Origin of the sequence: Flagellimonas zhangzhouensis (genome assembly GCF_900102925.1) — a bacterium.
GTDB classification, from domain to species: Bacteria; Bacteroidota; Bacteroidia; order Flavobacteriales; family Flavobacteriaceae; genus Flagellimonas; species Flagellimonas zhangzhouensis.
On the sequence record NZ_FNKI01000003.1, the window covers coordinates 17800 to 34378 of the forward strand.

Consider the following 16579-nt stretch of genomic DNA (forward strand, 5'->3'; position numbering starts at 1 on the left):
ACTAATAGCCTGGATTTTGAGGTAAAAGGTTCGGGTTTGTATCCAGTTCAGTTTCCGGAATGGGAAGTAAAACATCGGTAGACCTCCAATTGTCCTTTTTGGCGCCCATTACTTCATTTACTCTTCCCGTCCGCTTTAGATCAAACCATCGGTGCCCTTGTTCCGTAAAGAGTTCGACTCTTCGCTCCTGCAGTATAGCCTCCAAAAGTTCACTTTGTGTATTTGCAACTATGTCCTGTAAACCAGCACGGTTTCTAATGGAATTAAGATCGGTCCGTGCGCCAACATTATTCTCCAAATGCACCCTGGCCTCTGCCCGGATCAAGTATTGTTCCGAGCAACGAAACAGAATGGAATATTCCACGGAAGTGGTTTCATTGGCATCGGCCCTATACTTGTTGGCATAATGCAATGTGATGGTTTCATCCGCATCGGACACACTTCCAACCCATTGATCCAGTCTTAAATCCCCAACCTCAAAAGAATCCAATAAGTCATCCGTCAAAGCATAAGTTTGGCCTGGAACCGATGGAATGATCAACTGAGTAGCTTCATAAGTGTTTCTGCCTTCCTCTGGCTTTAGTTGCCAAATGGTTTCAGGGGAATCCTTCAGGAAAACTTGGTCCAGATCAGTATCCAAAGGGAAGACAGCGATAAGTTCTGTGGCCATTTCATCCGCCATCTCCCAATTTTCAACATACAGGTACATTCGGGATAATAGAGCCATCGCCGCATGCAGATCCGGCACTACCCTTTCATTGGAGGAAGGCTCAAAACCCTCCAATAATATAATGGCCTCCTCAAGGTCAGCTATGATCCTGCTGTATACCTCCGCTTCGGGCATGCGCGATACCTTATTATTCTCCAAATAATCAGTGTCTGCAATAAATGGGACATCCCCATAAAGCAAAACCAATAAACTATGGAAATAGGCCCGGACAAATAAGGCCTGCCCCTTGGCACTGTTTATTTCCACTGTCGTCAGGTCGGATGATTTTTCAACACCTTCAATAATGGCATTGGCACTGTATATCACATTATATGCCTGTCTCCACCACGCAAGAACGACGTCATTTTCTGCCATCAGGTTATGATTGTACATTTGGAGGTAATCGGCACTGAACCCATAATAATCCAACCCATCGCCATAGATGCCCATTGCAGGTGTCAAGCCTGTTATTCCAGATACCAAACCCTGTTCTTCCCTCATGCTATAATAAAGGTTGGCCAAAGCGGACTCCACCGTAGCGGGGTCTCTAAAAACTGTCTCCGAAATCAAAGTGTTCCTCGGCGGGTCCACCTCCAAAAAATCCGAACAAGCCGACACTAACAATCCCAACCAAAGAAGGACCAAGTTGAAGAAAACGGATTTAAGGTGTAAACCGGAACCCATTGCATTCATTTGATTATCTGTATATTTTCTAAAGATTTTCATACTGCTTTTTTTACATTAAAAACTTACTTGAAGGCCTAGTGAAATCTGTCTTAAAGGAGGAAGTCGAAGCCCAGAAGGCTGTTCTGGATCGGGGCCATTGTAGCCCGTGATGGTCCAAAGGTTTTGGCCTTGTACGTAGACATTGACATCCAGGCCATCCTTTAAGGAAGGGACATTGTAGTTTAGGTAAATATTTCTTAAACGGATAAAGGAAGCATCCGATACAGCTGCATTGCTTTCCTTTTGGAATCCGTCCAATCCACCTGTAGGTGCCAAACCACTGAATGCCCTTTGAACGGACACCATATCACCTGGATTTTGCCAACGATCAAGTAGTGCCACCGGTCCATTTTCTTTAAAACCAGGAGTGGCTCTAAATCGTGTGGTATTGAATGCCCTTTGCTTTTTGAATTGAAAAAAAGCATCCAGTGTAAAGTTTCCAAGGCGAAGTGTATTTCCCAAACCACCATAAAACTTTGGTGCAAGGTCTTCAATCCATTGGCGGTCCTCAGTGCTGCTAATCGCCCCATCCCCATTATAATCTTCAAACTGATATAAACCAGTTTCCGAATCAACACCCATGGCGTGGTACAACTTAACAATGGTCAAGGGCTCTCCTACGATGTATTGGTTTACAAATGTGGATGATTCCAGACCATCAAATGCCACCAACCTATTTTTAGGGATGGTCAGGTTAAAGGTCGTGGACCAGCTTACCGTCGAGGATTGAATGTTAATAGTTCGAAGATCTACTTCAAGGCCTGAATTCTCAACAAGGGCATCAAAATTTCCTGTCAGTTCAGTAAACCCTGTTGTAGCAGCTAAGGGAATGCCGACCAATTGATTGGAAGAACGGTTTCGGTACCATGCCGTATTCAGCAAAAGTCGGTCATTGAAGAACCCCAATTCCAAGGCAGTTTCCAATTTCTTGTTTTCCTCCCAACCGAACTGTGGATTAAAAATCCCGGTCGGTTCCAATGCAGTGACCCCATCATAATCGTTACCTGATACCGAATAGGTATCCAAGTATTGGTAATCCCCAATATTATCACTTCCCGTTGTTCCATAACTGGCGCGCAGTTTGCCATAACTCAATATCGAGTGTTCCCCAAATATGTTTTCTTCAGAAAAGATCCAGGCCACACCCAAGGCACCAAAGTTTCCAAACTGTTTACCTGGCCCAAAACGGGAGGATCCATCCCTACGGCCTGTTAGGTTGAGGATATAGCGATCCAACACCTTTAGATTGATACGGCCAAACACAGCATTGTACCTATATTCGGAATCCAAATCCGTGATGATCTCCAAAGTTCTGGCCGCTGCCAAGTTTTGTATCAATTCATTACTTGGAAAACCCAATCCCCGTATGACCTCTTGATCCGAAGTTTCCCATTGAAAGGTGGCTCCCATGAGCATATCCAAAGAAAAGGCCCCCAACCCTTTTTTCCACTGTATCTGTGGCTCCACGATCCAGGACTGCCTTTGAGATCCATTAGTGATGAGATTCGAATAGCTTTGGGATGTATAGCCCAAACTTGGGTTCCTTGCAGAACTTGGCATGGTCCGGTAGCTATCCAATCGGTAGTCGGTAAATCCCATACTGGACCGGAATACAAGGTCTTTCAGAATGGAATAGGAAACAACAGCATTGGCAATCATAGTATTGGATCTGGCCACATAATTTTCCTCCAAGGACGCAATGGGGTTATCCCATGTATTGTTCTCCCAATTGATGTTCCCATCATCGTCATATAGTGCTGGGGCATTGGGCTCCAAGGAATAGGCCTTGGAGGTGAAGTCCGAACCCGGCATCTTGTTTTTCTCATTGGAATAGCCCATCGACAGGTTCACCTTGAACTTGCCATTCTCTGAACTATGATCCAACTGGCTCCGAAGGGTTCCTCTCTTATAATTGGAATCCCCTGGGAAAACAGTGGTTTCCTTCTGATAGGCCCCACTGATCAAAAAATGGGTGTTCTGGCTCCCGCCGGAAATGGATAGCTGGGCATTGTTCCGATAGGCCGTGCCGCCGATCAGTTCATCTTGCCAATCGGTATATCTACTATTGTCCCATGATTTTATATCTGGCCAAATATAATCCAAGGCCGGGTTGTCCAAAAAGGAACCATACCCATCATTTATGACCCCCTCTCGTCTCACTTCAAGATATTGTTGGGTATTCATCAGTTCCAAAAAGTGGGACACCTTACCCAGGGCAGTACTCACGTGGGCATCGAATTTGGTCTTCCCTTCTTTTCCTTTTTTGGTAGTAATCAGGACCACTCCATTGGCCCCGCGTGACCCATAAATGGCGGTGGCATCAGCATCCTTTAGCACCTCTATACTCTCTATATCACTGGGATTGATAGCATTCAAGGGACTGACATTGGCACCCAATATTTCATTGGAGACCCGTAATGCACCCAGGGACTGGGAGCCAAAGGGTACACCATCCACAATAAACAATGGATCGGACACCCCGGAAAGAAAGTTCCGACCACGCACCTCTACCGTAAATCCGCCACCTGGCACCCCTGTGGACTGAACGATGTTCACCCCGGACATATGCCCTTGCATGGCTGCCAATGGATTGGCCACTGGTTGCTTGTCAATTACACTTGCTTTGATTGTGGCAATACTTCCGGTCCGCTCTTTCTCGGAAACTTTATAATACCCAGCATTGACCACCACTTCTCCCAATGCAGTAACATCCTCCTCTATTTGGACAATCATTTCACCCCTTCCAGACACAGGAACGGATAATGTTTTAAATCCCACCATGGAGAACAAAAGGACATCGGTCGGACCAGCTTGGATACTAAAGGATCCATCCATATCGGTGATGGTTCCAATATTCTTGGACTCCACTACAATATCAACCCCTGCCATGGGCAAACCATGAGTATCGGTCACCAGCCCAGAAACCACATTTTGAGGCGGACTTAAGGCCAAAAGCTGTCCTGAAACGAAAAAGGACAACAAAAGATTAAAAAGCAGGGCCATTGGCAACCTGCCCGGATAACAATATAATTTCTTCATAATTTTGAGTTCGTTTGATTAAAGCGTTAGTTTTAATTGGATTCCCTTAGACATCTACTACCCTGTCCGGGGTTTTTATGCACATTGCCCAAGAAATCACCATAAAATCGTAACTTCCCTAGAGCATCAAGGTTCGGACAAAGGCCACCCTGTCCAAGCAACAAAAGCGCTTGGAAATAGGATTCCTTATTGAAAAAGACTATGAAAATGTACTGGGGCCGGATACCCCAAAATGAATGCGTCGGTTATGGGACAAATGGATAAATCAAACCGAAAAAATGCAGCGTGTATCACATAACTATAGTCAAAAAAGAAATCAAATGGGATTCTTGGGCTTTTTCTTAAATAGGATATCGAACACCGAATGTGATGTCCCAAAAACAGGACAAGCACACGGTGTAAACCCTACATGAAAAAATTGCCAAATGTTTCCCATAACCTAAAAAGGTTAGCGATACATCGAAAGATAAAAGTCAGAAACAAAACACTTAGAAAAAGTTGGGCGTGAAACTCAACTTATCGGTTTGGGGCACTGGTATACCTTGCAACAATAAGAGAGCTCACGCCCGGGTCGTGAGCCATAGCTTATTGCCTTGTTGCATAAAAATTACCAGTTTTCAAACCAAGACTCTAAGCGAAAGCTTCAAATATGTTCTATACGAAGAATCGCAAATTATGTATTTCTTAAGCAAGATACCAATTTACTTTATTCAATACAAATTTGTATCGAATAATTGTCTCGCTTTTCTCAAATTTTACTAAATGAGAAAGTACAGCAGCACAGAAATTGAATTGATTAACATTCAAATTGGCTGTATCTTAAGATTAGCCAGGTTGAGAAAAGGGCTTTCACAACTTGAATTAGGGCACCAAATAGATTCAAATCCAACACTTATAGGCAGAATTGAAAGAGCTGAGGGAAAAACCAGTTGGGAAAAAATTTATATGCTATGTAAACAATTAGATGTCAACTTGTGTAATCTTCTAGAAATAAAAGATAGGGACTCCCTAATATCCATCGTGGAGGAAGCCATGCAATTTGAAGACAAATTAACACAAGACAAAAATAAATTCTATATTTCTCTAAAAGGAAGAATTCTAGATTTGTTTAAGTTAATGAGTAAAAACCAAAAATAAAATTTGGTTGACATCGTTCCCTATACATATTTCTCTGAAATTTCTTACATTTAATTCCCCCCCCTGAACCTTATTAATAAATAGGACCGCATCTCTAAATTATATTTAATAAAAGAGAAAACAGTCCTAAACTCGTGCATCAACAAAAATACCAATGGTTGAAAACATAAAATTTAAAGGAGCCTCTAAAAGCGAAATAACACTTTACATATTTTTAGGAGAATCTCTATGTGCTGTTCAAAGTTTAGAAGACGCACTAAGTCATTCAATTGTTATTAAACAAACAGAACCTGATGAAAAAAATAAAGCAGACAATCTTTTAAAAGAACATCGAAAGTTTACACTTGGTAAGGCGATAGGAATTATCAAAAATGAATCGTTATTGCCCAAACCTTTGGAGATTGAAATGTCAAAACTCTTAACAGAAAGAAATTGGCTTATTCATAAAAGTATCACTGATAATAAAAACGATTTAAAATCAGATCTTTACTTTAATAATCTATTTGAAAGAATAAAAGCCTTATCGCAAAAAGCTAGAACCTTGCAGGTTTTAATTGAACAAGATTTAATCGAATATTCTGAGAAGAAAGGAATTGACATGTCCAAAGTCAAAAATGCGATGAATAAGCACTATGGTTGGCCAAAGTAGCTGTTGCCATATATTATATTAAATATATCTAGGACGAACTCACTTCACTTTTCTAATTCTAATCTCAATTGTTTGGAGAAATAATAAAGTAATTGGGAGGGACACCAGGAAAGGATTGGTAGGAGGTCTTATGGATTTAATCATAAGCATTGCTAACTTTATTAATATCCAACAAAAAGTAAAACATAATAGGAGTACGACACCAATGACCAAAAAAGAGAATGAACCCGAAAAACTTATTGAACAGGCTTTAGAATTCATACTCAAAACGAAAAAAAGCCAATTACAAAGAAAGGAATTCAAGAACGTGGACGCCCTTGTAGAGCTGGGTATAGCCAAACTCATCAATAAAGAATTGGAATTATACGAATTTGAGACAAATGCGCCACTTTTGACCAAGGCACTATATGGACTTTTCGTACAAAAGATGGGACAACTGCCAATCGATATACCCAATGCTTTTCAAAAACTGGATGAGTTCGAAGAAGTCCTGAAAAAAGAACAAGGAATTGCGCCGAATGTCATTGGATCCTACAGTACGTTCTTAAGAGGGCTTAAAGGATATGTACTTTTTCAATTGGAGCAAAAGGGTGTGGATGTAGGAAGTTTTTTTGAAGGACTAATGAAGAACAAAGGACAAAGGGAAAATCAACTCTTTCTTTTTGAGGATAGCTTTTTCCGCTTTTTACCCAACTCCGGTTACCCGGCACCAAGGATATTTGCATTGTGCAAATTGGCCATGGAAAATGACGAGGCCTATTATGTGTTGGATTTTGCTCGTTCCCTTCCATACAAAAATAAAGAATTGGCCCAAGAACTTTATGAGTTGAGCAAAGGACACAAACTCGCCAAAGTAAAAGGGTTTGTCACCAATTTGGCTGTTGGGCTATACAATTCGGGCAAAGTAGAACTATTTGAGCATTATCGCACCTTGATAGCAGAAAGGCCTAATGAGGCATTCCGTTTCTTTCAAGTAATCCAAAAGAAGAATCAAAAAACCCTAGAGGCCATCCTTGGTATTGTCGCCTCCAATGAAAGTGAAGAAAATAGAGTAAGAAAAACCGATGTACTTTGTGATTTGATAAACCATCCAAAAGCGACCAAAAAACTCAGAAAGCAAAGTTTTGATTTAATCAAGAGTTACTTTGAAAGCCAAGAGGAAAACGTGGTGCATGGGGTATTGTGGTCCTCCACGTATATCAAAGATTTTGAAGAAGAACGGTTTCGGATTTTAATGGCCTATTTGCAAAAGACCTCAAATTTTAAGGCCTTGACGAACTTCTTCCGCAGGTTCAAAGACCCTAGATACATGTTCGCACTATTAAGGGAGTGCTATTATCTTGCGTGGGGGAGGACATCCATTGAATTTTTTAAGGAAGCTATTGTCCATTTTTGGCAGGAGAACAAGGAGGCTTCTGAAAAACAGATTCTCGAGATGTTCGAACCGGAACGGCAATTGGGACTTTTACCTGTTGAGGTACTTATGTCCGGTTACATGAATCCATTGCCTGTGGACTTGATGAAATTGGAAAGTGAAGCCAAACAGGTCAATGCAATTCGTTGTATCTGTGCCTTTCCCCATTCCTTTGATAGTTTACTTCCGATAGTGTTGAAGCTCAAGGACTCAAAGTACCCAAAAGTAAAGGCCTATCTAAAAGAGCGATTGTCCCTGTTGATTGTCGAAGTGTACCACGAATTGTTGTACAAGTCCATCAAGGAGCTCTTGGGGGCTTCTGCCAAGGATAAGAAATTCTTAAAGGAAATGTCAACGGCTTTGGACAGATACAAAAAGATCAAGGAGCTTAAGGAATCCGTCAATGATTTGAATCCCAGGCAAAATGAACGGAATTTTATGGAATTGTTCTATTCCCTGGAACATGAGCGCCGTTCGAAACTCATGGAGGATATCAACCAACGTGAGGGGTCATTTCTTAGCCACGCCAAAAGAAGTGTCATTGTCAGAGGAAATGCCTGGAAACTCCCAGAAAAAGAAGAAATCACTCCCTTGAGACGATTTGCAGCCGGACATTGGATGCATGGAAATGCGGTGCTAAATCCAGATTTATTCGAACTTGAACTGAGAAACATGTAACGGCCATGGACATCAGACCTATTATTGTTCAAAAATATCTGGAATCCCTTAAGGAGGATACGGAATTGGATGCGCTCTTTCCATTATTGCTACAGGCCATGAATTTTGAGATATTATCTACGCCGAAAGAATATAAGGGGTTTCCTCAGTATGGTAAAGATATTGTGGCTATTGGTAAGGAGGGTGGAAAAAAATATCGGTATTACTTTGAAATAAAGGCAGGAAATATTGATGGTCGAAACTGGGCCACGGGTCAGAATAGTGTGAGAAGTAGCTTAACGATGACTTTAGATCATGATTTTGCCACCACCTATCCTGACTTTAAGGAATTACCCAACAAAGTGATATTGGCCTTCAATGGATTGGTATCAGGCAAGGCCCGGGGATTGTTGACCGGTTTTGCACAAAAGGAATTCATTGATAAGGGTATTTCCTTTGAGGAATGGAACATATGGAAACTGACCGAACTTTTCAACGCCAAACTGTTTGGACCCTATCTCTTCACGGACCAAAACAATACCCGATTGTTCAATCGGGTCATTGTAAACCTAAATGTGAATGATGGGGTATCCCAGGATTTTATTGATTTGGTGGATACCATTTTAGCAAAGGAGAATTGGAGTGGAAATTCGAGAAAGATACCACGGAGGATTGTCCTACTTTTTGGCACCCTCAATCTAATCGCCTTGGTACTTTATAACGAAGCCAAAGGATACAACAACCTCGATATAGCCAAAAGGTACCTGACCCATCTACTACTTCGATTTTGGCATTGGGTCCTAAAAAACAAACTGGAGGGCAATCCGAAAGTCATACCTTTTTTTGCCAGGCATTTTATGTTCTATCACGCTTTACTCAGGGAATATTTAAAAAGAACAGTGGATATTGCACTGTTAAAAGATGGATTGTCCCATCACGAAGGTGGAAGATATGATGAAGTGGGTTATACACATAGAACCTTTGAATATTTAAAAACACTGTGTTACGTCCTTAGGTTCGAGAAGCGCTTCGACCCAAATTTTGACATGGAAAAGGCCAAAAGTCTCTTGATAGGAATCATCAACGCAAATTCCGTTTCAAAACGGGTGCTTTTGGATATCCATTCTTTGACAGTAATGGATGTGATTCACCTATTTATCGAGTTTGGCGAACTTGAAAATGCAAAAACCTATCTGAGAGAGGTTTTGGGCTATATCAAGAATGGCAAGGAACTCTATGGCCGAATGCCGGATGCAAACAATAGTCTGGAGAATGTTATCAAATTTACGGTAACCGGAAAAAAGCCCATATATTATGTGGACGGTACTTCCCCGCTTTTGGCCACATTGTTGGAATATGTTGCCATTTTGGATGTCAAGGAAGATTATGCCTGGTTGCCTGATTTTGTCCAAGAGCATGACATTACACTGGGAATCTTTGTCCCCCACCAAGGACTTGAATCGACCTCTAGGGACCTTATCGAGGATAAAGAAAACGATTTGGAGGAACAGTTGTTCTCAACCTCAGTGAAGGATGGATACCAATCCGAGATTCGCATAAAAAAATTTCCGGAGGGGGATTTAGATTTTGATGAGTTTCTTGAAGAACTTGGCGAAAGGGTCAATGAATTCAGCTACAACTATAGAACGGACAAGGTCGGTTTCCCCATGCTTCGTGATTTGGCCCATCACTACTACGGGACACCCTATTTTCCAGACAGATGGCGTCCCCTGTTAAAGCTATTGAACCCAAAGGAGACAAAAGAATAACTACAGAACTATGGAAAAATACAATGTGGAACACTATGTAAGCCCCTATCTTACTTATATAACATTACATGACAAACTTAGGATTGGGCAATTGATATTCGATTGCAAGAAGAGGAAGATTACCATGGTCGATACCGCCATTTTATCAGAAATTTACGAGAAGGAGAAAGATGGCAAAAAAGTGACTAAAGATGAATATAGGCCATTGAACTTAACGGATGATTGGCTGATAAAGATATTTCAGTTTGAAAAGAAATATCTTAACACCAACAATATGACCGTCTTTACCTCACAAAGGCATGGTCTTAAAGTGCACAAACGGCAAGGAAATTATTATCTTGGTTATATTCTTAGGGAAAAGATGAACATAGGGGAATGGAAAGGAAGTTCATCAAGTAAACCAGAGATACTCTTCGTAAACGAACTGATGGATTATTGCTATCTTTTAAAAAGGGACAGTCTGAAACTGACCAAGGATGATTTAAAAAGAATTAATGAAGTGATAATCATTAATTAATAAGACCAATTATAGAAATAATGAGACCAATAACCTTTAATTTTTTGGAGAAACCAGAAGAGATTGGCCTAGATGAACCTATTCTAAGCTATGATGAGGAATTGAATCTTTCCATCGATAAGAATTCCGGCCTGCCAGCGTTTGATGTATTATCTATGGATACAAGTACAGGGACTAAGGATTATGTAGAAGTATCTGATACTGATGACACTCTGAATTTGTCCTACATGGACACAGCAACACGTACCAATACACAGATGGAGTCTACGGATTTGGACAACAATGTTCACTACCTCATTCAGATGATGGACACTTCAACAGCCACAAGGACTTATGATGAAGCCGCTGATTCTGACGCCTAATAGGGATGATTCTTATAATAACCCATAGAACTGATTATACTGCTGATTTCGTAATAAATAAATTAAACCAAAGAAACATTCCGTACAAAAGATTGAACTGTGAGGACTTGATTTCCCAGGACTATGCCTTTGAAATCAACCAGGACTTCGATTTCTACTTCCATGGTTGTAAAACCTTCACATCGGGTTGGTTTAGAAGAACAAAGCTCCCCCAAATCCAGGGATTGACCGAAGAAGAAAGGTTGTATTTATTAGGGGAGTACGATGCGCTTATTAAAAATATAGTTTCATCGATCGATTGTCAATGGTTGAGTCAACCGAGACACATCTATTTTGCAGAAAACAAAACTGTACAGTTAAGGAAGGCCAAAGAGTTGGGGTTTAATATCCCCCCGACCTTGATTACGAACAAAAAAGAAATGGTAAAATCCTTTTATGATAGGTATAATGGAAATATTATTATTAAGCCAATTTCCAAAACACGGATTGACTATCGTGAACAACCAGGTTTTATCTTCACAAATGTGGTTGGCGAAAATGTTATTAAAAACCTTAATTCGTTTGATATGAACCCCTGTATTCTTCAGAAAAACATAGAAAAGAAGTATGAAATTCGGGTCACCGTAGTGAAAGATAAGGTTTTTGCCGCAGCTGTTGATAGCCAAGAAGACGAGGATACCAAGGTGGATTGGAGACGGAAAAAATTGAAATTCAGGGAAACGAGGCTACCTAAAACCATTGAGCAGCAGTGTGTACAAATAGTGAAGGAATGCAATTTGGGATTTGGAGCCATAGATATGATAAAAACAATGGAAAATGAATACTTTTTTCTAGAACTGAACCCTAATGGTCAATGGGCATGGATTGAATTGCAAACAGGCCAAAAAATATCCGAGGCAATTATAAATGGTCTGACTTAAATTATCCCATGAGTTTTTTCAAATTTCTTTTCTTACCCCGGCAATTGGAATCAAAAAAACCCTTTGATTATGATAAAAATGATTATCGGAATCTAAGGAGAGATCAATTGGAGTTACATAAATCCTATCTAAAAGAGATGGAAACCGAGGAGAATTCAAGGTTGATAATGATTGAAAATAAGACCGCACAATTGGTTTCGCAAACAGGCCTTGTATTTGCACTACTGAGTTTGTTCGTTCCCTTCATCGTTGAAACCGTTCTGAATGCACATATTATTTTTCGGGTTGTTTTCATAATGTTGTTAATCATGTGCTTTCTGTGCTATATTTTAGCAATAATCAACTCGTTAAAAAACTTCAATGTAAAGAAGTTTAATTATGGGTATAAGTCCCCAATGACCATATTGAACCACCAATCTTTGAGTGAAAAAAAATTCATGCAGATGGAAATCAAGGATGCGTTGTATTGCATCAACAATAACATCGAAATGAACAACCGAAAGGCAACCCATCTGATAAGGGGATATCATTTTTTCAAATTTGGTATCGTATCAACCGCGGTACTGGTAGTTTTTCTCTGTGCATCGCTTCTGTTCATGGATAGTGAAGTCGATGAAAATGTGGCCAAACAACCAATGGAAACACAAATTGAGAAAGAATTTTTAGACAATACAACGAACAGCGATTTCGAAAAAGCACATGATTCAATCATAATAGATACAATGTCCAAGGCTAAAATCGATTGAAGAATTTCAATCCAATAGTAGGGAAGAAATAGCATTGGTGGTGGTCTTTTTTTGCTTTTTTTTCTTCGCCATTTTGGCAGTAAGAAGACTTATTTTCCCACTTTGAAGAATTGATTTACCAGTAATTTGATTGACTTTTAAATACAAGAGTCCAACATCCCTGTGCAGATTTTGCAAGATATTCTGATTGAACAATTTAGTTGATCCGCTTAAGTCTGTGTTTCTGAAAAACTGGTTGAATCCCTTAATATACTGACCATCATCAAGAAGAATGATGAGCAGAAATGTCCTATGAAACCCGAATTGAAGGTATTCGTTGACCTGACTAATACCCTTGGTCACGTTCTTTTCCTTGTTTAGAACAACCTCACCATTGGGCAAAGTTTTGGCCTTTATACATTTAGCTTCAATGGCTATGGCCTTTTTAATGGCGTCCTTTCGATATAAAACCAAATCCAAATCGCCTGGTTTGAGACTAGAATTGGAAATTAAGGGTTGTTTTACCTGTTGCAGGACTTTGATATTGTTTTTTGGAAGCCCTAGTTCTTCAAAAATGATTTCTTTAAAATCAACTTTTGAAAACAGGAAGTCCAGTATTTCATATTCTGAAAATTCGATAACTTTTTTAAAATCCGATTCTGAACTATCCTTAAACAAAAAAGTGTTGGGTATTTGTATTGGTACAGTATCATAAGCTAGAAACCTCGGTTTACGAAGGTCCTCTCTACCTGATTTTAAAAACAGGTCCCTAATGTTCATCCATATTCCCATTAACCTAAAATTAGCTAATTCGGGTAAATTCAGAACCTAAAATGTCCCCAATATGCAATCTATAAAGCATCTGAAATCCATGAATTGTATAGATTGTCTATGGCGATAATTCTCTGCTGTTCAAATCATAGGTCGTTACCTTATGAAGGTCAACACTTGTACAATCCATAAGGTCTTGATCAAAAATGACAACATTTTTTCCGGAGGGATGCAATGAACTGGCAAATCGTATGCCACTGGCTCCAGTATAGATTCGGATAAATTCGCAGACATACTGTGTTGGGATGTATTCTATTTCAGAATCATAGCGCCTCATAGGCTTGGACAAATCTCGACTGACCTTTTCCCGTAATAACTTGGCCATAATCGTCTCCCGTACCATTTCTGGCTGGAACAGCGGTGTGTCCTCAGTAAAATCCACAATATTGACAAATTCATTTTCCGCTTTGAGTTGGAATGTGGCTATGCTGAGTTCATCCAAATAGGATGCCCGTACTTCATAAAGCACCGTTTTCGGATTATCACATAAATACAAGTAGGGTATTCCCATAGGATTGGCCCTACCCCCTTTTGCAAAATCGCGTGTAGGTGCATACATTTTATCACGGGGATAGCTTTGGTTCCCACTTTGGTGATGGACCCTGGCCCTATATAGAAAAGTGTCCGGTGTCAATCTATATTGTGTATTGAAGAATCCGTCCCAACCCAATTCAAGCAGTTGGTCCAGATTGGACAAAAATCGATGGGACCATTTCAACTCTTCCTTAAGGATTTCCCAATATTCATGGTTGTTGTTTATTTCTTGGATATAATCAACAGGGCTACTGGCATTATGTATGTCGGTATCGATTTTTGGTAAAACATGGTTCAAGATACTTTCGGCCACTTGATGATTCGAAAAAAAACTCCAATTACCCTGGATTTTGTTTTTGATGCTATCCCCATCTTCTACAGGTCTATAATTATCGATGAGTTCCTGAAAAAAATCCATGAGCTCGTTGATGTCCATGATAGGCTGATCCGTGGCGTTACAAATAGCACAATCCCCTTTAGAGTTCGAGGCGGAAATAAAGGCCTTTAATTCGGTATCGGTAAAACAACTGGGGCAAACTTCCATGGATCAATGATGGCTAAGATAGTCTTGAAGGATAAGAAGGTGGTTCTTGATACTGATTTTCTTTACGGTTCCCAGCCCAGGATAATGTTGACGGTCGTAGTAATCCTCCAATTCCGTAATCGCTGCGTTGTTGAAGCCGTTAGCCCTACAAAACCCTACGGCTTTTTCAGCAGCTTCGGCGAATTTCCCTTGAACGTTGGCAATGGAATCATTGGTGTCGGATGTAAAATGCCTGATCCAAATTTGGTTGTCGGCTTTCATATAGGTCAAGTGGATAACCACTGCCCTAGGAGTGCTCCCACTATCACTGAATTCACTGGGAAGCACCGTATAATCAGAAAAACCACTGAAGCTTTCATTTGCATAATGAAGATGTTCCTCGGAAAATCGATGCTCATGAATATCGAGAAAATCACTGTTCCGCTGTTGCTTCTCGAAAAAATCATCCAAACGGATATAGGTTTTGCCCAAGCTCCTGACATAACGATCCAAAGCCCGGTTTCTTCCTGGGTCTTCCACAACAATGGACTGGACGGAAGCGAATTCCACAAGTCGCATGAACTCAGAATCATCAGGGTTAAGATCATTTTGACAAATTACCATACAATCCCCCAATCCGTAATCTGTTATTGCCGTTAAAATGTAGTCGGCATTGTTTCTGTAATAAAATGCTCTTCCTATCGAGAACTGACCCTGCTGGAGGTATTCCAAAAAAACGTCACGATCCCCGGTCATCTCCCCGACCAAAGGGTTCACTATGAGAAATGCTTGTTGTCCGGTAGTGGAGAAAGTTGAAAGTGCAATGTTCAAATTGTTGAAAGATTCTTTGACCGGTTCCAATATGGGAACAATGGTACCTTGGGAAGTGTTTGTATTGGCCAAATCCCGTAATGCAATCAATTCAAATTGGCGTGCTCTAAGTAATGGATAATACATGGTTAGGTTTGATTGGTGATTTAAGATGATCCATCAATGCTTTCCTCTCCGTAGTGGACAACTTCAGGGCAAGGCTCATTTGATTGAATTCCCTATAATGTTTCCTATTGAGGGCAATGGGCTTTTGCCTGGCCTTCATAATAGAAATGAAATAGGAATTGAGTTCATCATTTGGAATCTGTAAGATCAACTCCCTACATTTCTCAAATTGGTTGAAACTGGTCATTTTTGGCAAGCTTCCAAAATGTCTTTTGACCAGATTTTTGTATTCATGTGTGTGCAGCACTTTCATGATTGTATTTTTGTCTACTTCCTTATTGGGAATGGCCATCCGGTGAACCTGAAATTTTTCATTGCCATCGGGCTGGTACAAAATAATCCCGATTTCCTTTCCGAAATGCTCATATTGACCCAATCGTGATTCTGAAAGCACCAAATAAATTTCATTGAATGCTCTTTGGTAATTTATCAATTGGAAGTCCAAACGTTTGGCCGAGTCCATCTCAGTCTTTATCTCAAAGACCTTGGAAGTTCCGTTGAACATGGCAAGGTCAGCGACCGCATTTCCCACTCTGAATTCCGAGAAAACCTGTGACTCACCAGCTGCGACCTCCTCAATCAAACATTCATTCAAGAAGCTGTTCTTAAATATGTACTCGTTCTGGTAATGCCCTTCAAGAATTTTATAAACGTACCTAAGATATTCTACAAACGTGGTATTGTCCATGGTCAACCAATCTCCATCATACCTTTTTATTTTATGGTAAATGGAGGTAAAATCATTATTGAACCATGATTTGACCTGATTTCTGGAAAACAAGGTGGAATAATCCCGTAATTGATTAATGGAAAATGTGGAAGTACTTGCCATGAAACAAAGTTAGGTTTAAAATTTAATTTTCATTGCTTTTCAAGAAATTACAAGTTTTGGTAATGGTATTAATCATCTCAAAATGCAAAATGCAATATTTTGGCATTTGATTAATGGACATTTTCAAAATCCTTGAAAAAATTTTGGTTTTTAAAGAAATCTAAACCAATCAGGAACATCTAAATTAATTTGTGCAAATACCCAAAACAACGATTGAGGATAGAGCCGATTTTATCTTG

Annotated in this window: 14 protein-coding genes; 8 read left to right on the forward strand and 6 right to left on the reverse strand. The window is 40.1% G+C overall.

The features are described from left to right. Window position 1: 1 nt before the first annotated feature. The gene (locus BLQ18_RS13635) at window positions 2–1435 is read right to left on the reverse strand and encodes a RagB/SusD family nutrient uptake outer membrane protein (RefSeq protein ID WP_090297714.1); all 1434 of its coding nucleotides are present in this window, start codon (window positions 1433–1435) and stop codon (window positions 2–4) included. A gap of 15 nt (window positions 1436–1450) precedes the next feature. Continuing rightward, the gene (locus tag BLQ18_RS13640; RefSeq protein ID WP_090297716.1) at window positions 1451–4474 is read right to left on the reverse strand and encodes a SusC/RagA family TonB-linked outer membrane protein; all 3024 of its coding nucleotides are present in this window, start codon (window positions 4472–4474) and stop codon (window positions 1451–1453) included. A 762-nt stretch (window positions 4475–5236) separates the two neighbouring features. Between BLQ18_RS13640 and BLQ18_RS13645 the strand changes: the two genes are divergently transcribed. The 8 genes from BLQ18_RS13645 to BLQ18_RS13680 all read left to right on the forward strand — a co-directional run bounded on the left by BLQ18_RS13645 (window position 5237) and on the right by BLQ18_RS13680 (window position 12645). Continuing rightward, the gene (locus BLQ18_RS13645; RefSeq protein ID WP_090297718.1) at window positions 5237–5611 is read left to right on the forward strand and encodes a helix-turn-helix domain-containing protein; all 375 of its coding nucleotides are present in this window, start codon (window positions 5237–5239) and stop codon (window positions 5609–5611) included. A 154-nt stretch (window positions 5612–5765) separates the two neighbouring features. Then, entirely contained in the window at window positions 5766–6260 is a 495-nt protein-coding gene (locus tag BLQ18_RS13650; RefSeq protein ID WP_090297720.1) for a hypothetical protein, read from the forward strand. 205 nt (window positions 6261–6465) lie between these two features. After that, window positions 6466–8352 (forward strand): hypothetical protein, encoded by a 1887-nt coding sequence (locus BLQ18_RS13655; RefSeq protein ID WP_139150401.1) that lies wholly within the window; start codon window positions 6466–6468, stop codon window positions 8350–8352. A gap of 5 nt (window positions 8353–8357) precedes the next feature. Then, on the forward strand, window positions 8358–10100 hold the full coding sequence (locus BLQ18_RS13660) for a hypothetical protein (RefSeq protein WP_090297726.1): 1743 nt from the start codon (window positions 8358–8360) through the stop codon (window positions 10098–10100). Between the two features lie 10 nt (window positions 10101–10110). After that, complete coding sequence (locus tag BLQ18_RS13665; RefSeq protein ID WP_090297730.1) at window positions 10111–10617, forward strand: hypothetical protein; 507 nt, start codon at window positions 10111–10113, stop codon at window positions 10615–10617. Window positions 10618–10637: 20 nt separating this feature from the next. Further along, a complete protein-coding gene (locus tag BLQ18_RS13670; RefSeq protein ID WP_090297733.1) occupies window positions 10638–10979 on the forward strand; it encodes a hypothetical protein in 342 nt (113 codons plus the stop codon). A gap of 5 nt (window positions 10980–10984) precedes the next feature. Then, on the forward strand, window positions 10985–11899 hold the full coding sequence (locus BLQ18_RS13675; RefSeq protein WP_090297736.1) for an MvdC/MvdD family ATP grasp protein: 915 nt from the start codon (window positions 10985–10987) through the stop codon (window positions 11897–11899). A gap of 44 nt (window positions 11900–11943) precedes the next feature. Next, a complete protein-coding gene (locus tag BLQ18_RS13680; protein ID WP_139150402.1) occupies window positions 11944–12645 on the forward strand; it encodes a hypothetical protein in 702 nt (233 codons plus the stop codon). 6 nt (window positions 12646–12651) lie between these two features. Here the strand turns inward: BLQ18_RS13680 and BLQ18_RS13685 are convergent, their stop codons facing one another. From BLQ18_RS13685 to BLQ18_RS13700, 4 genes are all read right to left on the reverse strand, one after another. Beyond that, the gene (locus tag BLQ18_RS13685) at window positions 12652–13416 is read right to left on the reverse strand and encodes a hypothetical protein (RefSeq protein ID WP_139150403.1); all 765 of its coding nucleotides are present in this window, start codon (window positions 13414–13416) and stop codon (window positions 12652–12654) included. 97 nt (window positions 13417–13513) lie between these two features. After that, a complete protein-coding gene (locus BLQ18_RS13690) occupies window positions 13514–14533 on the reverse strand; it encodes an RES family NAD+ phosphorylase (RefSeq protein ID WP_090297746.1) in 1020 nt (339 codons plus the stop codon). A gap of 3 nt (window positions 14534–14536) precedes the next feature. Then, window positions 14537–15469 carry a sce7725 family protein gene (locus tag BLQ18_RS13695; protein WP_090297749.1) on the reverse strand — a complete coding sequence of 311 codons (933 nt, stop codon included), beginning with the start codon at window positions 15467–15469 and terminating at the stop codon, window positions 14537–14539. Next, on the reverse strand, window positions 15450–16340 hold the full coding sequence (locus BLQ18_RS13700) for a sce7726 family protein (RefSeq protein WP_090297752.1): 891 nt from the start codon (window positions 16338–16340) through the stop codon (window positions 15450–15452). The genes BLQ18_RS13695 and BLQ18_RS13700 overlap by 20 nt, the downstream gene beginning before the upstream one ends. Between the last annotated feature and the right edge of the window lie 239 nt (window positions 16341–16579).